Consider the following 26,038-nt stretch of genomic DNA (forward strand, 5'->3'; position numbering starts at 1 on the left):
CTTCCTTTCATCTTGACAACATCAAGGACATCCTTTTCAGCGACCAAAAACGGTCTGAGCTCCTCTTCTTACAGAATCTTATCTCTTATTCCCCATACAGAACACAGCCACAACCCCCGGACCTGTATGTGATCCGATAACTGTTCCGATACAGTTGATCAGAATATTGTGGACTCCCATCTTCTTTTCCACCTGTCTTGCCACAAACTCCGCATCCTCTTTGCAGTCACCGTGTGTGATCATCACGATATCATTGTCCCATCCTTCGGACTGTTTCACTGCCATATCTACAATATGCGTCAGTGCTTTTTTCCTTCCACGCTCTTTTCCGATAACCTTCAATTCGCCATGCTCATCCATATGAATGATCGGTTTGATCTGGATCATCGTTCCAACGATCGCGGAAGCCTTAGATACTCTTCCGCCTCTATGTAAATGGAATAAATCATCAATCGTAACGTTATGCATGATGTGAAGCTTGTTCTCCTCCACCCAGGCAGCCACTTCTTCCAGACTTTTTCCCGCACGCTTTAACTGAACAGCTTTGTACACAAGAAGTCCTTCACCCAGGCATGCGCAGAGCGAATCAATTACAATCAGCTTCCGCTCCGGATACTCTTCCTGCAATTCTTCTGCTGCCATCCGGATACTGTTATAAGTTCCGCTAAGTCCTGACGAAAAAGCAATATATAAAATATCCTTTTCCTCTTTCAGATACGGTTCCAGTGCTTCTCTTGCCTGCTCCGGATTGATCTGGGAAGTTGTCGGCATGGATCCTGCCCTGACCTTTGCAAAAAATTCTTCTCCGGTAAGTCCAATCATATCCTCATAAGACTGTCCATCGATCAGATAAGTAAGAGGAATATATGGAACCCCAAGCTCCTCGGTCAGGTATTCCTTCGGTAAATCCACTGTGCTGTCTGTCATGATCATATATTCACTCATAAGTGTGCCCTCCTTCATCCCTTTAGGGATTTATATATTACTTATAATTATGTACAGTATACCCTCTTTTCCGCAAGATAGCAAAATCTTTTTCCCATGCTAAAAAAATCTTAAGTTTCTTATAACTTTTGTCATAATCCGGTATATTTTCCTTTTTTTGTGAAATGCTAAATCTATGCAGAATCCAGGCAGTAAAATATTTCCGGGATTCCAGACTTTCTTAACTTTAAATTATCTCTGAATGGAGGATTCAATATGGAAAAACATACTGTCAGTGCTTCTCTCACCGACAATACAAGATATATGAACCGGGCTCTTCCTGTAAAAAAGAGCTTTGATATTATCGAACGAAATCTGATCATCGGCGGTCAAAACAGTGCCTTTTATTTTATTGATGGTTTCACCAAGGATGAAACCATGCTGAAACTTATGGACTCCTTCCTCAACATCTCCGCCGATGATATGCCAGAGGATGCAACTTCCTTTTCTGCAAGCTGCATCCCCTATGTAGAAGTCGATATTCTCGGTGACTTTGACAGCATTTTCAAAAACCTGCTGTCCGGTGTCACCTGCCTCTTTATTGACGGCTATGAAGCCGCTATTGCTATCGACTGCCGTACTTACCCGTCCCGCAGCATCGAGGAACCGGATAAAGACAAATCCCTGCGTGGTTCCCGTGACGGTTTTGTGGAAACCATCGTCTTCAATACTGCCTTGATGCGCCGCCGGATCCGGGATCCCCATCTGATCATGGAAATGTATGAAGCCGGCGCTTCCACCCGTACCGATGTAGCTCTCTGCTACATGTCCGACCGCGTGGACAGGGAGCTTCTGACTACCATCCAGAACAAGCTGGGTGAAATCAAATCCCAGGATCTGAAAATGAGCCAGCAATCTCTTGCGGAAGCTCTCTTTCAACGCAAATGGTACAATCCATTTCCAAAATATAAATTTACCGAACGGCCAGACACAGCCTGTGCCTGTCTGATGGAAGGAAAAGTTATCATCCTTACTGATACCTCCCCATCTGCACTGGTTCTGCCAACCTCCATCTTTGATATGATCGAAGAGGCAAATGATTACTATTTTCCACCGCTCACCGGAATCTACCTGAAAATTTCCCGTGTACTGATCACACTGCTGACCGTATTCATGGTTCCTCTCTTTCTGCTCTTTATGCAGAACCCGGCATGGATCCCGGATATCTTCCGTTTCGTGCTGATCGAAGATACCGTCAACATCCCCCTGATCTTCCAGATCCTGATCCTGGAGCTTGCCATCGACGGACTCCGCCTTGCCGCCCTCAACACTCCAAGTATGCTCAGCACCCCTCTCAGCGTCATTGCCGGTATCGTCATGGGCGAATTCTCCGTCGAATCCGGCTGGTTCAACAGCGAGATCATGCTCTACATGGCATTCGTCTCCATCGCCAACTACACCCAGCCCAACTTTGAACTAGGCTACGCATTAAAATTCATGCGCCTCCTGCTCCTCATCCTCACCGCCATCTTCAACCTCCCCGGCTTTGTTATCGGATGTCTCATCGTCGTCCTCTGCATCACCTTCAACAAAACCCTCTCCGGCCGTAGTTACCTGAACGTAAAATTAAACTAATCCCCTGTAGCCTGCAACAAAATTGCAGGCTACACCTACATAACCTTCACCTTTCCACCACTACCTAAATCTCCTCAACCGGTTATCAGTCCAGCCTTGTAAAAAAACGCCTCTCTAATACAGTAAATCCGGCGACTGAGATCAAAAAAATAGTGTTCAATTCACTTATTGTGCAATGGAGATGAAACTCAAAAATTGTGGAAGCCTTTGCTGACACAATTTTCGCCCTCAGAGGTTCATCGTAATGCCCTTGCACAATGGAATTGAACACTATTTTTTTGATCCCGGTCGCCAACACAACCTATACAATAGTCACTCTTTTTTACAACCCTACTTCGTCGTACTTCCAAATCCCCCGTTTCTGACTGCTGTCGCATCGTCATCCACAGTAATTCCATACTCAACAAAAATCCCCTGCATAAAGCCTGTTCCTTTTCCAAGCTCTACCGTTTTATTCTCATTGGTATCATTCGTCAGTTTCGCAAAAATATGACCTTCATTATCAGAATAGAAATAATCACTGTCAATAATTCCTACCGTATTATTCAGCTGCAGACGGAATTTGAATCCAAGTCCACTTCTCGGGTAGCATTTGAGTACCCAGTTTTCTTCCATTTCCACACGGATCCCTGTCGGGATCTTGATCGTCTTTCCCGGCTCGATCACAAAATCATCCGGTGCATAGAAATCATATCCGGCACTTCCTGCTGTTGCACGCTTCGGCAGTTTGACTTCTTCATATAAAGCCTTGATCTGATCCTCTGTATACTGCTCACCAAAGGTATCCTTCCATCCTTCCATAAACTGTTCCAGACTTACTTTGTGAAATTTAGCAATTCTCTTCATGTAATACAATTTCTCCTTTTCCTAATGTCTCCGGTACGTTAATGACCATCTGGTTCGCGCTGCCCTTCCAGTGCAGATCCAGTTCTTTCTTATCAACCTCGAATTCTCCGTCCACCAGAACGTCCAGATAATTTACAATATCCATATTCTTGATATCTTTCCATTCATAACCGGTGTAAAGCCAGATCGTCTTTGACGGAAATTTTTCTTTAATCTCTTTTGCCAGCATCATGACCTCATAGGCATTTGCCGAATGCAGCGGGTCGCCTCCACTGAATGTGATCCCACTGATATAATCCTTCTCCAGCTCTTCAAAAATCTCTGCCTTCGCCTTTTCATCGAAGAAAAGCCCACCATTCGGATCCCAGGTCACCGGATTGTGACATTCCTTACAACAATGGTCACATCCTGCAACCCAGAGGACAACCCGCAGGCCATCCCCGTTGAGCATATCATCTTTTGTTATATTATGGTAACGCATTTACATACTTTTCCTTTCCGCAATTTCTGCCATCTTGGCATCATTGAGTCTGGTATCTCCCTTAACTCTCGAATAAGACAGATATCCGTTCATACGGTCAATCTTCGTCAGATTCTTGCTTCCACATACCGGACACACATCCATAGACAGCTCTTCATGACCACAGTCATCACAGTAGGCAAGTGACAGATTAACGCCCTCATAAAATCCCATATCCATTGCACGGCGTACCAGTGATTTGATAGCCTCTTTGTTATAATTGATCGGGTATTTTACATACTGGATCTTTCCACCGTTACACAGATCCCAGAAACGGTTTTCCAGATCCTGCTTTTCGATCGGTGTAATATCCTCGGTTACATGGCAGTGGAAACTGTTGCTCACATACGCCCTGTCCGATACATTTTCCACGATTCCATATTTTTTACGGAACTGCTGTACCTGCACACCGCACAGATTCTCAGCCGGTGTTCCGTAAATCGCATACAGATAGCCGTCCTCTTTTTTAAATTCATTGACCTTCATGTTGATATATTCCATGGTCTTGATGGCAAATGCTCCATCCTCTACCAAAGACTTTTTATTGTAAAGCTGCTGGAATTCATTGAGCGCCGTAATTCCAAAGGAAGCGGTTGCCGATTTCAGCACCGGTTTGATCTTGTCATGGATCTTCAGATGTCCGCCATAGAAACCACCCTCACAGTAGGCAAGCGGATTCGTAGAAGCACGCAGCTCTCCGAGGTATTCGTAAGTACGGATATGAAGCTTCCGGATCAGTTCCAGGTAGTAATCCAGTACCTCAAAGAAATCCCGGTTCTCCTGTCTGGATTTGGCAAGGATCATCGGAAGATGGAGACTGACCGCACCGATGTTGAACCTTCCGACAAATACCGGTTCGTCCTTTTCATCCACCGGATTCATACCGCCTCTTTCATACCATGGAGATAAGAATGCACGGCATCCCATCGGACTGATGACCTTTCCGTAGCGCTTGTAAATACTCGGCACATAGCCTTTTCCGGTAAGGCTGAGCCAGTCCGGATACATAGTTTTTCTTGAGCACTCGATTCCGGCTTCAAAAAGATCTTCTCCAGGCTTTCCAGGTCCATGTAAATTTTCATCATAAAGGAACACGATTTTCGGGAAAAGTACCGGTTTTTTATGTCCCAGCTTTCCCTGTCCTCCTGCTCTTACTTCCAGCATTGTCTTTGTGACAAGCTTTCCGTATTTGCTGATATTGGTTCCGCTGGTCATGGTAATAAATGGATAGTCTCCGCGGCTTGAGGATACGGAGTTGAACTTATACTCCCATCCCTGGAATCCCTGCTCCATCTCTTTTTCCAGATCCTTCCAGGCAACCTCCTGTGCTACTTCTTCCGAAAGTCCGAGGCTTCTGTATTTGTTCAGATGATTTTCATGGGAACGCTTCGCATAAGGCTCCAGGATCTCATCTACGCTCGGCACGGTAAATCCTCCGTACTGCTGGCTTGCCGCACTCAGTACGATATCTCCGATCACATCAAATGCCGTATCCAGTGTCTTTGGCTCATTGTACCAGAGATTTCCCATCTCAAATCCACCGGTCAGTACGCTTTTCACATCAAAGAGACAGCAGTTCATCGTATCTCTTCGGGCTGACATATCATGGATATAAATATATCCTTCCCTGATTGCCTGTAATTCTTCCACCGTCAGGAAAAATTTCTTATATAATTCTTTGTTCAGCTCATTGAAGATCAGGCTTCGCTTGGTCGACACCAGTGCACTGTCTGTATTACTGTTCTCTTTGTCCCCGATATACATGATCGACTGGCTTTTCTTATAAACCTCGTCCAGCATCTGCACAAAATCCTGCTTGTAATTCCGATAGTCCCGGTAACTTTTTGCCACGATCGGATTCACTTTCTCAAGCGCACCCTCTACAATATTGTGCATCTCCGGAATCCGGATCTCATTCACTCCGAGTTCTTCTACCTTTTCTTCTACGAAATGACAGATAAAATCAATATCTTTCTGTGAAAATTTGATCAGTGCACGATATGCAGACTTATTGACTGCCACAACGACTTTTTGCACGTTAAATTCTTCTTTTGTCCCGTCTTTTTTTACAACTTTCACATTGTTTAAGCTCATCTTGCTCTCCTTTCTGATAACTACAATATATTGTATTCTATTTAAAATGCATACTATATCTTGATCGTTTTCCTCTATTCTAGCACTATCACATTGAGAGCGTCAATCTGTGAAAATGACCAATTTTCCGGCAGCCAGACAACCAAATCTTCTACAGGTATATTCCCGAAAATCCATTGACATTTTATACAAGATAGGCTTCTCCTTCTGTATTCAGACAATAGTCTTTCATTTTGAAAATCCTCGAATAATTTTTCTAAAACCTTTGAAGATACAAAAAGAGATAAGCCGAAACTGTTTTCTTTCTGCTTATCTCTTCAATTCATAATCTTGTATTTTTTAGTTTCCACACTCAATACTGATCTCATTGAACATCGTCAGGATCTCATCGATCGAGGTATCCTCTTTTTCTTTTCCTGCCTTATCCATCACACAATGTCCCTGATGCATCATGATCAGACGATTACCGTATTCTACTGCATAGCGGAGATTGTGTGTGACCATAACCGTTGTCAGATTCTTTTCTTTTACAATCTTATCGGTCAGCTCCATGATCAGTTCTGCTGTCTTTGGATCCAGCGCTGCGGTATGCTCATCCAGGATCAGGAACTCGATTGGTGTCATCGTAGACATCAGCAGTGCCATTGCCTGACGCTGTCCTCCGGAAAGTGATCCTACCTTGACATGAAGCTTATCTTCCAGTCCAAGACCAAGCTGGGCGAGCTGCTCTCTGTAATAATCAATACGTGCCTTATTCGTTCCCCGTCCAAGTCCGTAGAACCTTCCTTTATTGTCCGCAAGAGACATATTTTCCAAGATCGTCATGGACGGGCAGGTTCCCATAGATGGATTCTGGTACACGCGTCCGATCTTCTGGTTTCTCTTGTATTCTTTTACCCTTGTGATATCTTTTCCATCGATCAGGATCTGTCCGGATTCTACCGGAATACTTCCGCAGATGATATTCAGCATCGAAGTTTTACCGGAACCGTTACTTCCTACTACGGATACAAATTCGCCCTGATTGATCGTCAGATTGAAGTCCTCAAAAAGACACATCTCATTGACTGTACCCGGATTATAATATTTGTGGATATTTCTAAGCTCCAGCATTCTTCTTCACCTTCTTCTTTCTCTCCATACTAAGCACCAGGATTACCAGGAATAACACGGCTGTGATCAGCTTCATATCCTGCGGTTCGAAGTTCTTCAGCGCGATTGCCACACAGGCCTTGTAAATGATAGAACCGATCAGTACAGCTGTCGTTGTTTTTACAAAACTGATTTTTTTGAAAATACTGGTTCCGATGATAACACTTGCAAGACCGATTACCATCGCCCCTGTACCACTGGAAATTTCAAATACACGTTCTTCCTGGCAGAAAATACATCCCGCAAGTGAACACAGCCCATTTGCGATTGCAAGTCCCAGGATTTTTACATTTCCTTCATCCTTTGCCATTGCAGTTACCAGTTTATCGTTATCTCCGACTGCGCGGAGCAGGTATCCTGACTTGGTATTCAGGTAAAGGTCCAGAATGATTTTCACAATTAACGCAATGATCAGAATGATGAGCAATGTAGAGTAAGCGGAAAATCCTGACGGAACCAGCTTATCCAGTGTATCATTTTTAAAGATTGTCTTCTGGGAAAACAGCGGTACATTGGCTGTTCCTGCCACGCGAAGGTTGATCGTCCAGAGCGCTGTCATCATAATGATACCGGAAAGCAGATCTCTTACCTTGCATTTGACATGGATCAGTCCGGTACAGATACCGGCTGCCACACCTGCCGCAAATGCAACCGGAAGTGTCAGATACGGGTTCGCTCCTTTTGTGATCATAAGCGCCGTTACGGCAGCTCCTAATGGAAAGCTGCCATCTACGGTCAGATCTGGAAAATCCAGAATTTTGTATGTTATATAAATTCCCAGTGCAAGGATTCCGTAAATCAGTCCCTGCTCCAAAATTGATACTGCAAAGCTCATTGCATTGCTCCTCACTTTTCTAATTCAAATTTAGTTTTCGCTGATAGAATCGTATGTCTCTACCGCGCTGTTTTTCAGATCATCTTCCACTGTGATTCCAAGATTTTCTGCTACTTTTGTATTCAGGTAAAGTCCTGCTTCTGTGATCGTCTCAAATGGCATTTCAGATGCTTTCTTTTCTCCTTTGAGAACCTTTGCTGCCATCTTACCTGTCTGTTTACCAAGTGCTACATAATCAAGACCTTCTGCTGCCAGGCATCCAAGCTTCACCTGTTCGATCTCACTTCCGAATACCGGGATATTTGCTGCATTTGCCTTATCCAGAATGGTTGCAAGTGAGCTTACTACCGTGTTATCTGTCAGGTTGCTGATGCAGTCAACCTGTGACAGAAGATCGTCTGTTGCAAGTGCGATTTCTGATGTATTTGTAATTCCCTTTTCTACAAGTTCAAATCCATAGTCACCGACTTTTTCTTTGTATTCAGCAATTGCAGATACGCTGTTTGCCTCACTTGTTGTATAGAGGATACCGATCTTCTTTGCATCCGGAAGAAGTTCACGGATCATTTTCAGCTGTGCTTCAATCGGAAGTTTATCACTGGTTCCTGTGACTTCTCCAACCGGGTTCCCTTTATCATCTGCAAGCTCTGCTGCTTTCGGATCTGTAACTGCAGTATAGATAACCGGAATATCTGTATCCATCGCAGCATTGTATGCTGTCTGTGCACTTGGTGTTGCGATTCCGCAGATCAGATCTACCTTGTCGGATACAAAGCTGCTTGCGATCTGTGATGCAGTTCCCATATCTGCTGCCGAGTTCTTGTATTCAACCTTCAGGTTCTTTCCTTCCTCAATACCTTCTTCTTTCAGGCCCTCTAAAAATCCTTCACGGCAGTTGTCAAGGGATCCGTGCTCTGCAAACTGGGAAATACCGATTGTATAACTCTTTTCTCCGTCTGCTGTCTTGGAATCCGACTTGCTTCCACATCCTGCCATCATTGCTGCTGCCATTGCCATTGTTAATAATACTGCGATTGTTCTCTTTTTCATAATTTTGTTCTCCTCTTCTTGATAAATAATTTTCTTTGTTAGCTTTCAAGAGAAGGTGTTTCCTGATTCCGCGCCGTACCACAACAGGAATACATATGTAACATCCTGCCGGAGGCTTTTTATTTATCAGGAAAGGGGGGTCCGGTAAATAAAAAACGCCTCAATCCTTCTACGGATTGAGGCGACTAATATCTTCTATTAACGCGGTACCACTCAACTTTAACAGTTTCCTGTCCTCTTTTATGTACTAACATACATCCCTTATTGATAACGGGTTTGGTTCCCGACAAACCATACTCTCATTCGTCTGATTTCAGGCTGCCCTCGAAAGTCCATTCAATCATCAACTCCATACAGCAATCCCACCACCTGCTGCTCTCTGTGATATCGTTCGATAACCTACTCCTCTTTCTCAACGGTTTCACAATCTATGGTTGTTATATTACCTCTTTATTCTCTGTTTGTCAACCTGATTTTTGGAATTTTTCAGATTTTTCTACTCTATTTTCTCAGCTCCCTGAAAAATATCCTGATAACACACCCCGTAATTATCTAAAATCAGTGAAAAGATCTTACGGTTCTTTTCATATTCCATCCCCAGTTCAAGATAAGCCTTAAGATGCAATAATGCCCCCAGAAGATAGACTCTGTCGTCTTCTGTTTTATAAAATTCATAGAGACGGTAAATACTGATTATGAGGAGTTCTTCTTTATCCACTCCAAGTCTTTCACATTCATTCACCGCAAGCTTTATCGCCTCAAGATCTGTTCTGTACGATTCCCAATCCATTTCTCTCCCCCCTTTTTTAATCATATCCTATCATGGCGTTTTTATAAAGTCAACTTGCATATAATGTCATTCTTTTTTCAAATTGAAATGCTACACTACTTTTATGAAGGAGAGATAAACAGCATGGAAAAGAATTTCGGTACACGCGTTCGGCAGGCACGTCACAAAGCAGGTCTTACACAGGCAGCACTAGCAGAAAAACTAAATCTTGATGAGACAACGATAAGCCGGATTGAAAATGGCAGCCAGGCAACATCCTTTGCAACCATGCTTAATTTTTCAGAAGCATTAGATGTCAAATTTGATTATCTGATCTGTGACTATCTGGATGATTCCATTCATTCAAAGGATCCGCTCAATGCCGAGATCCTGGATATGATCACACCGCTTCCTGATAATTATAAACAATTGATCCGTGACAATATCCGGCAGTTGTTAGAAAAGATTCCGCCAGAGATGGGCGAAAAATAAATGTAGTCTATGCCACCCCAGAGGAGAAAAAAAATGGGCGTGTGAAAAAACGAAAGTTTTTTCATGCGCCTTTTTGTTTATGGATGCAACAATCATTATATTTTATAAAAAAGTGTATAACTCCCCTTACCCCATAAGAAAAGATATTATGGAATCCTATGCGGCAGTTTCTGTTTTTTTCTGTTTGTTGTAATATTTATAAAGATTGTGTCCAATAGAAACAAGAAATACTTCGAGCAGTACAGATTTTATTCCTCTTCGGACAATCCTTTTGTACCAACGGTCGTTTTTTATGATACCAAATGTACCTTCTGCCTGGATGGATCTGTTCATCCTCAGAAGTGCTCCCTGGATACTTTCGAGATTTTCAATCACTTCTTGATGCATCGCTGTAAGTTCGCGGTTGATCCGGACAGTACGGTTTTTATCTGTCTTTTTACATTGTTCTGCGTATGGACAGCCGGAGCAATCTTCACACTGATACACTTCTTCCTGACGCCCATACTTGTTGCCTTTTACGTTTTTTCTATACTGAAGATAAAATCTTTTCCCGTTTGGGCAACGCATGATCCCGTCTTTCTCGATTGGAAAATTTACTGCACGAAATGGATCTTCATGATACTTCTTGTCAGTAGTCTCTTTCTTGAACATGGGGAACTTCATATATTTTTCATTCCATGTTGCTCACAGAAGATGTAATTATTGTAAGAACCATATCCGGCATCTGCCACTGGGTACTTCGGATAAAAGCCATATGTAGTATAAAACTTGTTCATTAGTGGAATAAAACAATCCATATCTGAGCAATACTGGTTTACATCAACAACAGCAATGTACTCATCTGCAACACCGACCTGTACATTATAGGCTGGAAATATCGTATCCATCGTCATCTTGTGGAGAACGATACACCGGTGAGAGCCAGATTGCATCTATTCCAAGTTTTTTCAAATAATCCAATCTGCTGATAATTCCTGGAATATCCTCTCCTTTCTTTATGTTCCCTAAATTCTACGAATGAGCGTTCCGTTTACGCCAAGTATCTCTCCATCAAATTCTCGGGCAAAAAGAATTTCCCCATCTCCTTTTACCTTTACTTCTTCCTCTGATGCATTTAACAGGACCTCAATTTTATTACCATCTTCATCTAACTTAATATATTCTACACATCGATCATTTTCATATGTATCCGGGAAATGGAAATGTGGGCTTCTGCACATTTTCTCGTTTCTTCTAAGCATAATCAGTTTCCGCATCATTGTAATCTTTTCCTGATTTTCTTTGCTTTCAATCTCACTCCATGGCATACATCTTCTGCAGTCCGGGTCATGGGCTCCTTCCATTGCGATTTCCGTTCCGTAATAAATGCAAGGGCTTCCCGGAAGCGTAAAGAGAATTGCAAGCTGCTGATAAAATTTATCTAAATCATGAAAACGATTCATAAGTCTCTCCGTATCGTGGGAATCCAGCAGGTTGAAAAGTACATCATTATTTTGCTGCATATACATGGTATAGCAACGATTCACCATAAATTCAAATTCCTCTTTTTTCATCGTTTTATCAAGGAAAAAGTCATGGATTCCGCTGAGCAATGGGTAATTCATAACGGAATCATACTCATCTCCTTGCAGCCACTGACTTGCATCGTGCCAGATTTCTCCTAACAGATAAATATCCGGTTTTACCATTTTTAAATGTTCTCGTATACGCTTTAAGAACCGATGTGATACTTCATTTCCTACATCGAAACGGATTCCGTCTATATCGAATTTTTGAACCCATTCTTCACAGACCTTGCAAAAATACTCAATTACTTCTTCATTATTCGTATTCAACTTTGGCATCGTATCTGCAAATGCAAAAGAGTAAAAGCGTCTGTCTCTAGTGTCTGCTCTTTTTCCGATTTGTTCCCAGTCTTCCACCATAAACCAATCCGCATAACAAGAATCTTTTCCATGTTCCAGCACATCAATCCATGGTGCAAATTTTCTTCCGCAGTGATTAAATACTGCATCTACCATAATGCGGATTCCTTTTTCATGTGCTTCCATGCAAAGCGCCTTCATTGTTTCTTCATCTCCGAAAGCCGGATCGATCTTTGTGTAATCTGTAGTATCATATTTGTGATTGGATTCTGCTTCCATAATTGGATTAAAATAAATCCCGGTAATTCCGAGGTTCTGAAGATAGGATAGTTTCTGACGGATTCCTTCCAGATTTCCTCCGAATTTTTCCTGATTGGTCACGGTTCCGTGATTTCTCCACGGCGTGATATCATTTCCATTCTTTTCCGGTGTCCCGTTGCAGAACCTGTCCGGAAAAATCTGATACCAAATCGTATCATTTACCCATGCCGGTGTGCGATTTATATCTGCCGGATTCATCCACGGTACAATAAAGCACTGCTGCATACGACCATCCATCTGAAGCTGCTCTTCAGTCAGAAAACCATCTTCAAAATAATACCAGACTTCCTCTTCTGTTCTCAGTTCAAAATAATATTTACATCGTTTATATTCTGGAAAAAGCGTTGTTGTCCACCAGATTTGGTGTGGCAAACGTTTTTTATAAATAATTTCCTCTCTTTTTCCAATCCATTTTTCCTTTCCACCCAGGATTCCTGCTTCATAAGGATCTCCGTAATGAATAAAGACCTGTTTTACATCATATCCGGTCTTAATATTTACAATTAATCTGTCCTCATCCAACGGATAACTCATTTGCTCTAATGTTTTATGGTATACCCCAGTAAACTCCATCTTATTTTTCCTCCAATTTTTCATAAACACGCAGGATTTCTCCTACACTCCATGCCTGCGCAAAACATCCTTTTGAAGAAACCGGTATCTCTCCATCATAAATCTCAGGGAGCTGGCCAATACATCCTTCACGCATTGCACTTTCCAACACTTCCAATTGCTTTGTCACAGTCTCTTTTGCTTCTCTTGAGTCTTTATTTACTTTTAGGTAAGCGAGATAATATCCGCCCATCGGGAAAGTCCAGACGGTTCCTTGATGATAGGAAAGATCTCTTTTTATCATCTCTCCTCCATAGCATGCATGAAATTCCTCGTCTGTTGGATCTAGTGTACGAAGACCATACGGCGTATACAGCTTTTCAAATACCGTATCTACAATCTGTCTTTCTTTCTCTTCATCCAGCATCGTAAATGGCATAGACACCGCCCATATCTGATTACAGCGAATCTGTGTATCTGCCTTTGTTTCTGAAATTACATCCTTCAGGCAGTGTTTTTCCTCCATCCAGAATTCTCGTGCAAAAGCTTCTTTCACCTTCTGTGCGAGTTCTCTATATTTCTGCTCTTCATTTTTCTTCAAAACTTCAGAAAACTTATGCATTATACAAAGTGCATTGTACCAGTAAGCATTAATCTCCACCGGTTTCCCATGCCTTGGTGTCGGAAGAATCTCTCCCACACGCACATCCATCCAGGTCACCTGATCCAGACCTGTTCCGGCACTGATAAGGCCATCTTCTTCCATATGGATATTGAAATGTGTTCCTTTCTCGTAACCGAAAATAATTCTTTGCATTACCGGATACATTTCCTCTACAAATTTGACGTCCTGAGTTTTTTCATAATATAACCACACGCAGTTGATAAATAATAGTGCCGCATCTACAGTATTATAAAGTGGCTCATTCTCGCCCTCCGGGAACAGATTTGGCATCAATCCATCTTTTTCATAAAATGCAAATGTCTGCAAGATTGATTTTGTGCTTTCAAATCTTCCTGTGGAGATGCAGATTCCCGGAAGCGCAATCATTGTATCTCTTCCCCAGTCCTCAAAAAAAGGAAATCCGGCAAGAATAGTCAATCCATCCGTAGACTCTCTTTTCGAAAGGAACTTGTCTGCACTACAAACCAGTGTCTGTGCCAGTTTATTTTTCAAGCCTGAAGTCTTTATAAGGTTCTCTTGATAATGGATCTGCTCTTCTTTTATTTTATCAAATATTTTTTTTGCGTCCATATCAATCAGACTTTCCATCGAATAAATCACTGTCAAATCTGTCTCTTCCCCTGGCTTTACTTGTTTATTAATCTGATAAACTGCGCTTGCTATTCCATTTTCTCGTCTTCCATCACATTCATCATAGCGATAAAAATACGTTTCTTTCTTTTCTGTAAATCCTTCTACTTCTCCATTTGTTTCAAAGAAAAGATTATACTTTCCATCGGTAATCTTTTGCTCTTGTCTTGAAAATATCTTACCTTCTTTCAAATCTTCCCCTTTAGGTTCAAATTGAAAAAACGGAGTTACACAGAGAACAGCCTCTTTCTGACCACGGTTTTTCAGATGATAATTCACTGCAATCTGATTGCTGCCCTGTGCCATCACAATCTCTTTTTCTATCTCTACTCCATTTATCAGATAACGCCACGATGGAAGAATTTCAAAAGAAAATTCTGCAAGATAACGATATCCTTCTTCTTTTGTTCCATTCGCAAATTCCTGGGTTGAAAGAACATATTTTGATTCTCCGATATCCAATTCTTCTCTCATCCGATGAATCATATTTATCCTATGATTTGGAGCTTTCGTACATGCCATGAATACCGAATGGTCATTTCTTGCCACAGCTCCGGTCATCGTAAGCGACGAAAAACCTCCCAGTCCATTGGTTAAAAGATAGCAGTTTTCAAGTCCTCTCTCTAATGTTTTCCAATCCTGTCTGCCATAAATCCACTTCATGTACTACTCCTCCTTAATCATTATTTACGTCCAAGTATCAACACGCTCTGCGGTGCAACTTCTATCTGTCTTTCTGCACAGACTCCTTTTTCCCAGCACCAGCTGTCATTAGCATCGCTTAAGATTTTCCAGCCGTCATCCAAAAATTTCACTTTATAACTACTTTTTCTTGCATTGTAAATTATCTTCACCTGACTCCATCTTGATGCTTCATCATTGAGCACAGTAAAGCCTACTACATCTTTTTCTTTCCACATATCCGTGATTTGTTTATAACTGTCTTTTGATTTGTCACAAAGTCCAGAGAGCTGTTTTCGAAGTGCAATCAATCCCTGATAATAATGAACCAGGTCCTTGTTTTCCCATGCCTTTTCCCAATCGAGACGGTTCAGAGAAATCGGAGCCTTAAAAGTATTATCCTGTCCGTCTTTTGTACGGGCAAATTCTTCTCCTGATAAAAAGAATAACGTTCCCTGACAAGTCATATAGACTGCCGCCGCCATTTTATTCAGTCTCAAACATTCATTTTTCTCTACGACTGTCTCTTTTAATTTATCCCATAACGTATAATTGTCGTGTGCTGATACATAGGTAACAATCTGCGAAGGTGCTTTCACATTTTCAAAGCCTTCTGCTTGATAAGGATTTGCACACCACGCTGTCACACTTGCAAGCATTTCATCTTCTTTTCTTTCTGCCCCGTTTATAAACCCTGCTTCCTTTGCACGTAGTGCAGAGCCTTTGATTCCATCTCGGGTACTGTCACAGAACGCCCCGATATTTTCATCCAAAAGTCCGATATTTTCTTTTGCTGCCAGTTTTTTATTGCCTTCTACAGCCGTCTTATCTGCCGCCCATGGCTCTCCGTAAATGATCTTCTTTCCTTTTCCGTATCTTTGATCCAGTTCACTTCGAATCCGGTTCATCAAATCTACATCCAGAAGTCCCATCAGATCAAAACGAAATCCGTCAATATGATATTCCTCTGTCCAGTAAAGCACCGATTCCAAAATGTATTTTGCACACATCTCTCTTTCACTTGCCACGTCATTTCCACAGGCAGAGCCGTCAGATACTGTTCCGTCCGGAAATACCCGGTAAAAATACCAAGGTGCAGTTCTCTGAAACCAGGAATCCAGTGAATAAGTATGATTGTAAACCACATCCATGATCACACTAAAACCAGCTTCATGAATTGCCTGAATCATCTCTTTCATTTCTCTGATTCTCACCTCTCCATGTCTGGCATCTGTCGCATAGGAGCCCTCCGGCACATTGTAATTAACCGGGTCATATCCCCAGTTGAATTCCGTATCCTTGCCTGCTTCATTTACAGAACCGTAATCGTACATCGGCATAATCTGGATGTGTGTCACCCCGAGTTCCTTTAAATAATCCAACCCGGTCGGATGAATTCCGTCCTCGTTCAAAGTCGTATGTCTGCATGTAAATGCTTTATATTTTCCACGATATTCCTCTGGAAAACCACCTGCTTTATCCCACGAAAATTCTTTTACATGAAGTTCATAGACAATTCGCTCCGGCCCTTCTTCTGGTGCCTGATCTTTTTCCCATCCTTCTGGATTGGTCTTTTTCAGATTCACTGCCATGCTGCGCAATCCATTAACTCCGCATGCCTTTGCATATGGGTCTGCTGATCGAACTTCTTCGCCATCGCGGGTAATCAGATAATCATAATAAACGCCGTGAAGTTCTTCTTTGCTCCTCCAACTCCACACACCCTTTTCTGCTTTTTTCATCGGAATCTGCTTGTACGCATTTCCTCCATTCCCTGTCTGATACAGGTTTAAACTAACGCATTCCGCCTGTGGTGACCACAGACGGAATGTCGTTCCTTCTTCTGTACATTCTACACCAAGATTATTTCCCTCATAAATATAATTTTCAAGAAATTCTTTTGTAGAGTAATATTTTTTTAATTCTATTTTATCCTTCATCGTCTTCCTTATCCTTTCACTGCGCCTGATACGCCATCTACATAGTATCTCTGCATGAACAAGAAGAGAATTGCGATTGGAATTGAAATCAGAACTGCCCCAGCCGCAAAACTGGTGTACCAGCTGTCAATATATTCTTTTTCCAACATTTTCCAAAGTCCGATAGCTATCGTATACTGGTCTGAGTTTGCTCTACAGATTACCTTTGCAAAAATGAAATCGAGCCACGGAGCCATGAAAGATGTCAGCACTGTATATACAATGATCGGCTTACTAAGTGGCAGTGTGATTCTACTGAAAATCTGCCATCTGGTACATCCATCCAAAAGTGCAGCCTCATCAATTGCAACCGGAATTGTATCAAAAAATCCTTTTGCAATCTGGAAGCTCAGTCCTGCACCGCCGGAATAACACAAAATCAAAGCCAGCTTAATCAGACTTCCTTCCGTAAGCCCCATCGCCTTTAATATAAAGTACACAGCGATCATGGACATAAATCCAGGAAACAGGCCGAGAATCATTGCCATGTTCATATACGGTTTTCTCATTTTAAATTTCAGTCTTGAAAGACAGTAGGATACCGCCAGCACATAAAACGCAGATAAAATGCAGGAACAGATTGCGATAAACAGTGTGTTCATAAACATCTGCGGGAAATTTAAAATAGATGTATCCGTAAATAATTTCACATAATTATCTAGCGTAAATGCTTTTGGGAAGAAGGTTGACACATAAGAGCCCTTTTCCGCACGGAAACTGGTCAGGATTACCCATACGATCGGGAATAACCAGATAATTGCCAGCACCGCAAGAACGATATGTACAATCGTATTGTTGATCATTTTCTTCTTTTTTGCAGATTGTAATTTCTTTCCTGCCATGATTAAAATCCTCCTTCTTCTTTATAGGATTTACTGTTACGGTATGTGAAAAGTGCACCAATTGCCAGAATGATAAAGGTCATGATTCCAATTACCGCACCAATGTTATAGTACTGTTTGTCGATTGTCAGTTTATAGAGCCATGTAACCAGAAGGTCTGTCTTACCTGCAGTTGAAGAAAGGTTTGTTACCGGATCTCCTCCTGAAAGAAGATAAATGACATTGAAGTTATTGACATTTCCTGTAAAGGTTACAATCAGATATGGTGTTGTCACATACAGCATGTACGGCAATGTAATCTTTGTAAATGTCTGAAAGGCATTTGCACCATCCACTTTTGCAGCTTCATAAAGTTCTTCTGGAATGTTCTGAAGCACTCCTGTCAGCTGAAGCAGAGTATACGGCACACCTACCCAGATATTGATGATAATAACCGTCACCCTCGCCCATGTTGCATCTGTAAAGAATGGAAGGCTTGCATCACTTGCAATCAGTCCTATATTTCTGAGAAGTACGTTGATTGCTCCTTCCGGCTGTAACATAGTACGCATGATCAAAAGGGATACAAACATCGGTACGGCACAGGAAAGGACAAAACAAAATCTCCAGAATCCTTTTGCTCTTGTTCCCTTTCTGTTGATCAAAAGGGAAAGGATCATTCCGAAAATATAGTTGCTGAAGGTTGCAAAAAACGCCCAGACAATCGTCCATCCAAGAACCGACCAGAAAGTACTTCCGAGAATACTTCCTGAATCAAATAATGTCTTGAAGTTATCAAGTCCTACCCAGTCAAACAGCATCAGATGGTTTCCGATACGACTGTAATTAGTAAATGCCATACAAATCATGAATACCAACGGAAGTACAGTAAACACAAAGATGAATGTTGTCGGTGGTGTCATAAATAAACGGTACAGATTCTCATGCAGAAGAGACTTCAAATCTTCCGCAAATGTATTCACATGCATTCCTGCTTTCTGAAGACACTCTGCTTTATATGCACTTTTCAGGGTTCCTCTCCATACCAAAATCATAAGAATCGTCAGCAGGATTGTCGTCACCCCATAAAGTAGAATCAGAACGGACTGATCCCCTTTTGTGTAAAGATAAATTTGCTTTGCTTCATCCCACACCTCTTGCTGCTGTACAGTTCCAAGTGTCCGAAGACCGCCAATAAATCCGATTCCATTTACCGCCATAAAGACGATGTAGGCAATTTCAATTGCCAGATACAAAAGACCTTTGATAATCTGACCGTGTACGATGTTTCCAAATCCCATCAGGACCATGGAAAGCTTAGTCTCTAATCCACCTTTTTTCACTGCATTTTTGCAGGTATATGGCGTTGGAAATTCATTGATTTTTTTCTTAAATATACTCATTCCGCTTACCTCTTAATTGATTCCATTGCTGTTCATTGCTTCGTTCATTGCTTCCGTCTGTTCTTCAGCATTTTCATGTGTCACACTCTTGTTACGAATTCCTTTCCCCATATTCTCAACCGGCACCCAACAGTTACTCATGGATGCCACGAATGGCTGAAGTATGGATGTATTGTTAAAGGTATCATTCTGTGCCTGAACAAGTGGATCGGATGCAATGTCTTTTTCTTTTAAAAGTTCTGTATTGCACGGAATCACAGTTCTCATCTCGTAGTGTGCTCTCTGTGCATCACTTCCTCCCAGATAAACAGCAAGTGCAACTGCCTGTTCCATATATTCACTATGTGCATTAACTCCGATTGCCTTTGAACCGGCATATGCAAGCATCTGCTTCTCTTGTCCGTTAATTGTATAAGTCGGAAGCGATGAAACTCCCATATTATCTCCAAGTGCTTCTTTTATTGCATTTGCATCCCACGATCCGGTAAACATTGCATTTACACTGCCATCACGAAGTCCTGCAAGTCCTGATCCATCTGCATCAATTTTAAAATTTGGATTGGCTGCCAGATCAATTGCATAATTGGTTACATCCACTGCCTTTTCTCCTGCAAAATCAACTCCTTTTGACTCGTCTGTTCCATCTCCGAACAAAGTACATCCATTTCCCAGATAAAATGCTGGAAGATACCATGAATTAGTAAATGGGAAGGATACTGTTCCTTTTTCCAGCATCGTATCCAGATTTTTCACATCTTCCTCTGAAAATACAGACTTGTCATAAAACATATACCAGGTATTGGTTGTAAACGGGACACCATAAAGTTCTCCGTCAACCGTCAACGAATCTAAAAGCACCTCCGAGTTGGTTGATTCAATCTCTTCTTTATACTTTCCACCAAATTTTGCTACTGCATCCGCATCTGTAAGCGATGTAATCCTGTCGTTTGCATACATAAATACATCTGCGCTTGCTTCCGGATCCTGTGCCACCTGATCTGCGGCTGTCGCTTCATCAGCTACTCCATAGACAAATGTAATATCCCACTCCGGGTGCTCTTTTGCAAAATTATTGCACATTGTCTGAAGCCATTCGCCACTGTCTTTTGACTGATCTTCCGATGGAGACCATACCATCAGTCTGACTTTTTCTGACCCTTTATCCGCCGTACTGCTCCCACATCCGGTTAGTCCTGCTGCCACCAGAGTTACAGTCATGATTCCTGTTAGAAATGTTGCCAGTCCTCTCTTCATCATCTTTCTTCCTTTCATTCCTTTGTTTCGTATTGTTTCGTTAAGCATAATATACGTCTTTTTCATTTTTTCGTCAATCTTTTTTCAAATAGCCACTTATTTTTATTAAATTTGCACATTTTGTCTCGTTCTTTTTTGTGCATTATTTTATGTTTTCGCATTATCGAAACTTACCTAAATTTTTATTTTTCCTATAGTTCATTGCTTTTTACTATATCATTGTATATAATAAAAAAAGAATTATTTTCCTGCTTTATGAAAGGATCACAAATTATGACTACAATCCAGGATATTGCTGATAAAATGGAGATTTCCAAGAGTACTGTATCCAAAGCACTCAATGATGCTCCTGATATCAGCGAAACTTTACGGAAACAGGTTTTAGAAACTGCCGTAGCCCTCGGTTATACTAAACTTCGTCGTTATAAGAAACCCGTTAAAAAAATCTGTATTATAATAGAAAAAGAGAATATACAATACGAAGAGCCTCATCATTTTGCCTATGACATTCTGCTTGGTTTCCGCCAGATGGCTGAACCGGCCGGTTTTGATGTTGAAATTGTACCTGTTGACGTTCAGATGCAACGGAACCAACATTATGATGTTTTTATGTTAGAGCATGATTACGTAGGCGCTTTTGCAATCGGCTTTTCCTTGAACGACCCTTGGATTCAGGATTTTAAAACCAGCCACACTCCTGCTGTACTTTTCGATAACTATATTATTGGGAATCCTTCTACCGCTTATGTAGGTATTGATAATGATGAGGGAATGGAACTTGCTGTCTCTTATCTTGCCGGACTTGGGCATCGTAAGATTGCCTATCTCAGCGGTTCTCTTGGATCTCAGATTCTTCAGATACGACATGCAGCCTTCCTCCATGCCATGCATAAGCATGGACTGAACACTTCTTCTAATTCTACCGGCTGCTCTTACTATTTGTCTGAATGTATGGAAAAGCACCTGCCTCGGTTTCTGGAAAAAGGAATGACTGCTATCATCTGTAGTCAGGACACTCTTGCCAATGCAGCCCTTATCCAGTGTCAGCAACTAGGCTACAGAATTCCTGAAGATATCAGTATTATCGGATTTGATGATATTCCGATTGCAGCATATACTTCTCCTCCATTGACTACAATCAGACAAGATCGACCTGAGCTCGGGAAAAGTGGGTTCTTTGCGCTATCAAGTCTGCTTAATGGCATTTCAATCAGTACATTTTTGTTACATGCACAGCTAATCGAGCGAAAATCTACAGGGGAAGTTCCTGTAACATAATATTTATCTAATTATTCTTATACAAAAAGGTTAGGAAACTCCCTTTCGGTTGTTCCCTAACCTTTTTTGATAGTATCTTTTATATTTTTTTCAAGTCCTATTCTAACCATATAACCGGCTTATTTTTTTCTATATTTTAACGGAGAAACTCCATATGTTTTTTTGAAGCTTCTGATAAAATAGCTTACATTCTGATATCCACTCTGCATTGCGACCTCTGTAACAGGAGTATCCGTATCTTGTAACAGCTGTTTTGCATGCTCTAATCGTAAATGTGTGATATATTGCGAAAGCGTAATATGAAAATGTTCCTTAAAATATCGTGATATATACTTTTCCGAAAGATGAAACTGCTCACCAAATTCTTTTAACGATATTTTTTCCATAAAATTCTGCTGTATATATGAAATCATTTCTTTTTCTACAGTATTTCTCCCGCTTTTATCATTTTCGATTACAAAGCCCTTCTCCCACATTTCAAGAATAAATTGTAAAAGAATTATTTTTGTCTTTATCTGAGCAGTTATTTTGGACTCAGTTTTCTTATTTTTTGCCATATATGTTTCAACCAACTGCTCACACAGTTCTTTTGCTGTATCTTTTACTCTTGGACTTATCATCAGATGGCCATTTTTTAACGGCTCCAGTAATTTATCATCTAACATGTCATTTATACAAAAAGATATGTATTTCAACGGAAAAAGGAAAGTAAAATAATCCACTGTACCAGTCTGTGAACCCATGAAATGCAGATTCCCCGGCGACACGACAAAAGCATCCCCGGGGATTCCAATATAATTTTCTCCTGATATACTTACAGTCAAAAAACCGCTTTTTACATATATAATTTCCAGTTCATCATGCCAATGAACCGGTATCTGAAATAATCGTCCCTCATTTTTTATATGATATGTACTAAACGGATCATCCTTTGTACCATGTGGTTTATTTTCCTTTAATTCAAAGTACATAATCTCTCCTACACTTCTATAAGACCTTTACTCTCCCATTTTCCGCTCTTCCATCTAAGTACCATTCCCACAGCTCTCGCACATTCGTCACCTGCCATAGCAATATATGCTCCTACAGCCAGAAGTCCCATGTGTATTCCGAGAAAATAGGTGCCGCCAACTGCAAACAAATACATAAATACCACACCGAGTATAACCGGGAAAAGTGCATCTCCACTCGTTTTTAATGCCTGACCATATACAAGGTTTGTTACCCTTCCAAATTCAAGAAATATATCTACTATTAACAACTTTACCACAAGATTTATCATCTGTGTATCATCAGTAAATATATGCACGATAAAATGTCCTGCCAATGCAAATGTCACGGAAAAGCATGTCGCTGTGATGATACCGTATATCGCAGCTTTCCTCGTTCCCCTGTTACATTCCTCAAACTCTTTTGCTCCAATTCTCCAACCGGTCATAATTGCATTTGCCTGAGCAAGGGCAGCTCCCACACAATACGAGAAATTTGCAATCTGTACAGCATATGAGCGTGCTGTAACATTCATTCCATCCACATCCATCTGATTCATAAAACGCACAATAAAGGTCATTGCGATGTTGTAAAGTGCTGTTTCAAGCGCAGAAGGAAAACCAATCTTAACAATCTGCGCAAATATCTTTCTTGATGCAATTCGCTCAGGACTCTGTTTTGCTTTTATAAGCACCGCTCCCATACTGGCTACAATAATAAGATTTACAACTCTTGAAATAACCGTGGCAACAGCAACTCCCATTACCCCCCAGTTGAATACAAATAAGAATACGGAATTAAGTATTATATTAAGAACATTTCCAACAACAGTTCCTATCAAAGAATGCTTTGTATATCCAAACACTCTCAAATAACTGGAGAAAATAGGAATCAGTGCATTTAAAAAACATGCACCTCCGACAATCCTAAGATATATTTCAGCCGGCTCAAGCAAAGCCGGAGCAATACTTACGATTCTAAGTATCCCATCAGAAAAAGTAGCAAGAATGACAGACATTACGATACCTATCAATGCATTGAATATAAGTCCAAGTTGTCTTGCCTGATATGCTATTCCCGGTCTTCCGGCTCCGATATTTTGTGACATAACAGCTATCATACCCGATGATATTACTCCGAACATAATAATAAAAACACCTATATATGTATTTGCTGTTCCCACTGCTCCTACAGCCTGATCACTTACAGATGATAGCATAAGCGTATCAACCATACCTGAAAGCATATAAAATAAAGTTTCTAAGCATATTGGCACAGATAGCTGTGTTAATGTTTTTCTTTCCGCTGCCATATTTTTCTCCTCACATACAATTCAAGAATACCATATCAATAATACGATATATTTCTATGTAATTCTTGTATAATATCATGTGAAAATTGCACTATTTCTACTTTATCTTGAGGAGCACTGAAAGCGAGCTATATGGAATAAAAGAAAAAGACTACATTTTTATATTCTGTTCAATCCATTTAATCAACGTCATAACAAATCTGTTTAATCCATCCTCACTTCTAACCACCTCGAATTGCACATGGTTAAAATCCGGATTATGAAGTTATTTCCAATTATTATGGAGTTATTTCTTTTTTCACAGCCCCATTTTTCTCTTCCTGGGCGCTCAAGGTTACTGGTTGTAACTGTTCTGCGCCCATTTGTATTGTGTTCGACAGAGAGGCGGTGTTACACTCTGCGTTGTCTGAGTTCGTTCTGGACTATACGGGCGGCACGCAGCACGTGAGAAGCGAGTACGGAGGTTGTGACGTTTCCTACTCCTCCCGGAACCGGTGTGATATGAGATACTTTTTCCCGGACATTTTCGTAGTCCACATCTCCACAGAGGGTTCCGTCTTCCAGTACGTTGATTCCGACATCCGCTACCACCGCTCCTTCGGCGATCATATCGGCGGTGATATGCTTTGCCCGTCCGATCGCAGCTACTATTATCTCTGCTTCGCGACATCTGTCCGCCAGATCTTTTGTGCGCGAATGACAGATAGTTACAGTTGCATTCTGTCCAAGCATCAACATGGAAAGCGGTTTTCCGACAACCATGCTTCTTCCGATGACGGTCACCCTTTTCCCCTGGAGTTCAATTCCATAGTGCTTCATAATGTGCATCACTGCCTCAGAAGTACAAGGCGCATAAGCAGTTCTGTCACCTTCGAATATTTTTGCAAGATTTACAGGACTCATTCCATCCATATCCTTTGCCGGGTCGATCATCTGTCTGATCTTCTCTACATCGAGCTGCTCCGGAAGTGGCTGGAACAAAAGGATCCCGTGAACCTCCGGATCTTTATTGATCTTACAGAAAGCATCCTCAAATTCTTCCTGTGAAATATCCTCTGGCAGTTCTGCAACGCGGCACTCGATTCCGATCATTTCCATTCTCTTTTTTGCTCCACGTTCGTAAGCAAGATCATTTTCTTTCGCTCCTACCCGAATGATCGTAAGGCATGGATTTACTCCCGCAGCGTTCAACTCTTCTCTTTCTCTGATCAGCTGTTCTTTCATGGCTTTTGCCACTTCAGCCCCTCGCATCTGTATGCTCATGTCTTTCTCCTGTCTGTCTTATCTGTTATGGTCTGATACTCTTAATTACAGCATCATAAGTTGTCTCTTTCAGTTCTTTGCCTGTCGCGATCAGTTGATCAGCCAGACAATTCAGTCTTTCAGCTTCCTCCTGATCCTTCATCATCTTTGTATTGATAAAAATATTAAGAGAAGCTCCTTCAAGAGCCGCCTGTGCAAAAAGGATTGCAACTCCTGCATCGCTGACAGCAAGCCTGCTTCCTTTTTCCCCCAGCACCCGGATCATCTCCATAGTATCTACAATTGTTTCCATAATACACAGTGGTGCTTCTGCCGCATTTTTAAGTGCAGCCTCCATAACTTTTTCCTTCTCTGCCTGTTCTTCCTCTGTCTCTTTTGGCATTCTGTAAGCCTTTGCCAGTGGTTCAAAAGCCTCGGCATCTGCATCTACCATCCGGACCAGATCCTGCTTCTTCTGCTCAAGTTTTTCTCTTATCTCTAAAATCTCTTCTTCAACATCTGCATATTTCTTTTTTCCGACAGTCAGATTTGCGACCATAAGTCCCAAAGCTGATGCGAACGCTCCGACTGCTGCCGATGCCCCGCCACCTCCCGGAATCGGTGCTGATGATGAGAGCTGTTCCAAAAAATCCGTTGTTTTCTGCTCCAATAACATATTTTTCCTCCCGCTTGTTTTTGCTTTCCGAT

General features: G+C 41.4%; 21 protein-coding genes, 2 pseudogenes and 1 other annotated feature. Of the genes and pseudogenes, 3 read left to right on the top strand and 20 right to left on the bottom strand.

Annotated elements, in window-relative coordinates:
• Positions 1-78 precede the first annotated feature (78 nt).
• Positions 79-945, bottom strand: coding sequence for a DegV family protein (locus tag ACYQ5K_RS14130; protein ID WP_173687890.1), 867 nt, complete (start codon positions 943-945; stop codon positions 79-81).
• A 255-nt stretch (positions 946-1,200) separates the two neighbouring features.
• Between ACYQ5K_RS14130 and ACYQ5K_RS14135 the strand changes: the two genes are divergently transcribed.
• Positions 1,201-2,559 (top strand): spore germination protein, encoded by a 1,359-nt coding sequence (locus ACYQ5K_RS14135; protein WP_173687889.1) that lies wholly within the window; start codon positions 1,201-1,203, stop codon positions 2,557-2,559.
• A 330-nt stretch (positions 2,560-2,889) separates the two neighbouring features.
• Here the strand turns inward: ACYQ5K_RS14135 and ACYQ5K_RS14140 are convergent, their stop codons facing one another.
• The 7 genes from ACYQ5K_RS14140 to ACYQ5K_RS14170 form a co-directional block, all read right to left on the bottom strand.
• The gene (locus ACYQ5K_RS14140) at positions 2,890-3,405 is read right to left on the bottom strand and encodes a dCTP deaminase/dUTPase family protein (protein WP_173687888.1); all 516 of its coding nucleotides are present in this window, start codon (positions 3,403-3,405) and stop codon (positions 2,890-2,892) included.
• The gene (nrdG, locus tag ACYQ5K_RS14145) at positions 3,389-3,886 is read right to left on the bottom strand and encodes an anaerobic ribonucleoside-triphosphate reductase activating protein (protein WP_173687887.1); all 498 of its coding nucleotides are present in this window, start codon (positions 3,884-3,886) and stop codon (positions 3,389-3,391) included. Before nrdG ends, ACYQ5K_RS14140 begins: the two co-directional genes overlap by 17 nt.
• A complete protein-coding gene (nrdD, locus tag ACYQ5K_RS14150) occupies positions 3,887-6,019 on the bottom strand; it encodes an anaerobic ribonucleoside-triphosphate reductase (RefSeq protein ID WP_459777809.1) in 2,133 nt (710 codons plus the stop codon).
• A gap of 339 nt (positions 6,020-6,358) precedes the next feature.
• Positions 6,359-7,132 carry an ABC transporter ATP-binding protein gene (locus ACYQ5K_RS14155; RefSeq protein WP_173687885.1) on the bottom strand — a complete coding sequence of 258 codons (774 nt, stop codon included), beginning with the start codon at positions 7,130-7,132 and terminating at the stop codon, positions 6,359-6,361.
• A complete protein-coding gene (locus ACYQ5K_RS14160) occupies positions 7,119-8,006 on the bottom strand; it encodes an ABC transporter permease (protein WP_173687884.1) in 888 nt (295 codons plus the stop codon). Before ACYQ5K_RS14160 ends, ACYQ5K_RS14155 begins: the two co-directional genes overlap by 14 nt.
• A 30-nt stretch (positions 8,007-8,036) precedes the next feature.
• Complete coding sequence (locus tag ACYQ5K_RS14165) at positions 8,037-9,056, bottom strand: ABC transporter substrate-binding protein (RefSeq protein ID WP_459777810.1); 1,020 nt, start codon at positions 9,054-9,056, stop codon at positions 8,037-8,039.
• Positions 9,057-9,230: 174 nt separating this feature from the next.
• Positions 9,231-9,481: a binding site (T-box leader), on the bottom strand.
• A gap of 71 nt (positions 9,482-9,552) precedes the next feature.
• Entirely contained in the window at positions 9,553-9,846 is a 294-nt protein-coding gene (locus ACYQ5K_RS14170) for a hypothetical protein (protein WP_173687882.1), read from the bottom strand.
• Between the two features lie 123 nt (positions 9,847-9,969).
• Here ACYQ5K_RS14170 and ACYQ5K_RS14175 point away from each other — a divergent pair, with 123 nt between their 5' ends.
• Complete coding sequence (locus ACYQ5K_RS14175; protein WP_173687881.1) at positions 9,970-10,317, top strand: helix-turn-helix domain-containing protein; 348 nt, start codon at positions 9,970-9,972, stop codon at positions 10,315-10,317.
• A 156-nt stretch (positions 10,318-10,473) separates the two neighbouring features.
• On the opposite strand, the pseudogene ACYQ5K_RS14180 reads toward ACYQ5K_RS14175, so the two are convergent.
• The 8 genes and pseudogenes from ACYQ5K_RS14180 to ACYQ5K_RS14215 form a co-directional block, all read right to left on the bottom strand.
• Positions 10,474-11,210, bottom strand: a pseudogene (locus tag ACYQ5K_RS14180) (transposase); the annotation flags it as partial.
• Positions 11,188-11,301 (bottom strand): annotated as a pseudogene (locus tag ACYQ5K_RS14185) (alpha-amylase family glycosyl hydrolase); the annotation flags it as partial. The pseudogenes ACYQ5K_RS14185 and ACYQ5K_RS14180, both read right to left, overlap by 23 nt.
• A 20-nt stretch (positions 11,302-11,321) precedes the next feature.
• A complete protein-coding gene (locus ACYQ5K_RS14190) occupies positions 11,322-13,076 on the bottom strand; it encodes a glycoside hydrolase family 13 protein (RefSeq protein ID WP_459777811.1) in 1,755 nt (584 codons plus the stop codon).
• A gap of 1 nt (position 13,077) precedes the next feature.
• Positions 13,078-15,033: an amylo-alpha-1,6-glucosidase gene (locus ACYQ5K_RS14195; RefSeq protein WP_173687879.1), complete on the bottom strand. Its 1,956-nt coding sequence runs from the start codon at positions 15,031-15,033 to the stop codon at positions 13,078-13,080.
• 20 nt (positions 15,034-15,053) lie between these two features.
• The gene (gene pulA, locus ACYQ5K_RS14200; RefSeq protein ID WP_173687878.1) at positions 15,054-16,991 is read right to left on the bottom strand and encodes a type I pullulanase; all 1,938 of its coding nucleotides are present in this window, start codon (positions 16,989-16,991) and stop codon (positions 15,054-15,056) included.
• 8 nt (positions 16,992-16,999) lie between these two features.
• Positions 17,000-17,872, bottom strand: coding sequence for a sugar ABC transporter permease (locus ACYQ5K_RS14205; RefSeq protein WP_173687877.1), 873 nt, complete (start codon positions 17,870-17,872; stop codon positions 17,000-17,002).
• Between the two features lie 2 nt (positions 17,873-17,874).
• Positions 17,875-19,254: a carbohydrate ABC transporter permease gene (locus tag ACYQ5K_RS14210; RefSeq protein WP_173687876.1), complete on the bottom strand. Its 1,380-nt coding sequence runs from the start codon at positions 19,252-19,254 to the stop codon at positions 17,875-17,877.
• Positions 19,255-19,266: 12 nt separating this feature from the next.
• A complete protein-coding gene (locus tag ACYQ5K_RS14215) occupies positions 19,267-20,511 on the bottom strand; it encodes an extracellular solute-binding protein (protein ID WP_173687902.1) in 1,245 nt (414 codons plus the stop codon).
• 270 nt (positions 20,512-20,781) lie between these two features.
• Between ACYQ5K_RS14215 and ACYQ5K_RS14220 the strand changes: the two genes are divergently transcribed.
• Positions 20,782-21,786 carry a LacI family DNA-binding transcriptional regulator gene (locus tag ACYQ5K_RS14220; protein ID WP_173687875.1) on the top strand — a complete coding sequence of 335 codons (1,005 nt, stop codon included), beginning with the start codon at positions 20,782-20,784 and terminating at the stop codon, positions 21,784-21,786.
• Positions 21,787-21,905: 119 nt separating this feature from the next.
• Here the strand turns inward: ACYQ5K_RS14220 and ACYQ5K_RS14225 are convergent, their stop codons facing one another.
• The 4 genes from ACYQ5K_RS14225 to ACYQ5K_RS14240 all read right to left on the bottom strand — a co-directional run bounded on the left by ACYQ5K_RS14225 (position 21,906) and on the right by ACYQ5K_RS14240 (position 26,006).
• Complete coding sequence (locus ACYQ5K_RS14225) at positions 21,906-22,757, bottom strand: AraC family transcriptional regulator (RefSeq protein WP_173687874.1); 852 nt, start codon at positions 22,755-22,757, stop codon at positions 21,906-21,908.
• Positions 22,758-22,765: 8 nt separating this feature from the next.
• Positions 22,766-24,088, bottom strand: coding sequence for an MATE family efflux transporter (locus ACYQ5K_RS14230; protein WP_173687873.1), 1,323 nt, complete (start codon positions 24,086-24,088; stop codon positions 22,766-22,768).
• A gap of 390 nt (positions 24,089-24,478) precedes the next feature.
• The gene (locus ACYQ5K_RS14235; RefSeq protein WP_173687872.1) at positions 24,479-25,351 is read right to left on the bottom strand and encodes a bifunctional 5,10-methylenetetrahydrofolate dehydrogenase/5,10-methenyltetrahydrofolate cyclohydrolase; all 873 of its coding nucleotides are present in this window, start codon (positions 25,349-25,351) and stop codon (positions 24,479-24,481) included.
• A 25-nt stretch (positions 25,352-25,376) separates the two neighbouring features.
• Positions 25,377-26,006 (bottom strand): cyclodeaminase/cyclohydrolase family protein, encoded by a 630-nt coding sequence (locus ACYQ5K_RS14240; RefSeq protein ID WP_173687871.1) that lies wholly within the window; start codon positions 26,004-26,006, stop codon positions 25,377-25,379.
• Positions 26,007-26,038: the final 32 nt, after the last annotated feature.

The organism is Allocoprococcus similis (genome assembly GCF_054660775.1).

Excerpts from the sequence above, each read along its gene's own strand:
- ACYQ5K_RS14160 (WP_173687884.1), bottom strand. The coding sequence starts at position 8,006 with ATGAGCTTTGCAGTATCAATTTTGGAGCAGGGACTGATTTACGGAATC.
- ACYQ5K_RS14230 (WP_173687873.1), bottom strand. The coding sequence starts at position 24,088 with ATGGCAGCGGAAAGAAAAACATTAACACAGCTATCTGTGCCAATATGC.
- ACYQ5K_RS14240 (WP_173687871.1), bottom strand. The coding sequence starts at position 26,006 with ATGTTATTGGAGCAGAAAACAACGGATTTTTTGGAACAGCTCTCATCA.
- ACYQ5K_RS14130 (WP_173687890.1), bottom strand. The coding sequence starts at position 945 with ATGAGTGAATATATGATCATGACAGACAGCACAGTGGATTTACCGAAG.
- ACYQ5K_RS14235 (WP_173687872.1), bottom strand. The coding sequence starts at position 25,351 with ATGAGCATACAGATGCGAGGGGCTGAAGTGGCAAAAGCCATGAAAGAA.
- ACYQ5K_RS14140 (WP_173687888.1), bottom strand. The coding sequence starts at position 3,405 with ATGAAGAGAATTGCTAAATTTCACAAAGTAAGTCTGGAACAGTTTATG.
- ACYQ5K_RS14175 (WP_173687881.1), top strand. The coding sequence starts at position 9,970 with ATGGAAAAGAATTTCGGTACACGCGTTCGGCAGGCACGTCACAAAGCA.
- ACYQ5K_RS14195 (WP_173687879.1), bottom strand. The coding sequence starts at position 15,033 with ATGAAGTGGATTTATGGCAGACAGGATTGGAAAACATTAGAGAGAGGA.
- ACYQ5K_RS14170 (WP_173687882.1), bottom strand. The coding sequence starts at position 9,846 with ATGGATTGGGAATCGTACAGAACAGATCTTGAGGCGATAAAGCTTGCG.
- ACYQ5K_RS14225 (WP_173687874.1), bottom strand. The coding sequence starts at position 22,757 with ATGTACTTTGAATTAAAGGAAAATAAACCACATGGTACAAAGGATGAT.
- ACYQ5K_RS14155 (WP_173687885.1), bottom strand. The coding sequence starts at position 7,132 with ATGCTGGAGCTTAGAAATATCCACAAATATTATAATCCGGGTACAGTC.
- pulA (WP_173687878.1), bottom strand. The coding sequence starts at position 16,991 with ATGAAGGATAAAATAGAATTAAAAAAATATTACTCTACAAAAGAATTT.
- nrdG (WP_173687887.1), bottom strand. The coding sequence starts at position 3,886 with ATGCGTTACCATAATATAACAAAAGATGATATGCTCAACGGGGATGGC.
- ACYQ5K_RS14165 (WP_459777810.1), bottom strand. The coding sequence starts at position 9,056 with ATGAAAAAGAGAACAATCGCAGTATTATTAACAATGGCAATGGCAGCA.
- ACYQ5K_RS14210 (WP_173687876.1), bottom strand. The coding sequence starts at position 19,254 with ATGAGTATATTTAAGAAAAAAATCAATGAATTTCCAACGCCATATACC.
- ACYQ5K_RS14135 (WP_173687889.1), top strand. The coding sequence starts at position 1,201 with ATGGAAAAACATACTGTCAGTGCTTCTCTCACCGACAATACAAGATAT.
- nrdD (WP_459777809.1), bottom strand. The coding sequence starts at position 6,019 with ATGAGCTTAAACAATGTGAAAGTTGTAAAAAAAGACGGGACAAAAGAA.
- ACYQ5K_RS14190 (WP_459777811.1), bottom strand. The coding sequence starts at position 13,076 with ATGGAGTTTACTGGGGTATACCATAAAACATTAGAGCAAATGAGTTAT.
- ACYQ5K_RS14205 (WP_173687877.1), bottom strand. The coding sequence starts at position 17,872 with ATGGCAGGAAAGAAATTACAATCTGCAAAAAAGAAGAAAATGATCAAC.
- ACYQ5K_RS14215 (WP_173687902.1), bottom strand. The coding sequence starts at position 20,511 with ATGATGAAGAGAGGACTGGCAACATTTCTAACAGGAATCATGACTGTA.
- ACYQ5K_RS14220 (WP_173687875.1), top strand. The coding sequence starts at position 20,782 with ATGACTACAATCCAGGATATTGCTGATAAAATGGAGATTTCCAAGAGT.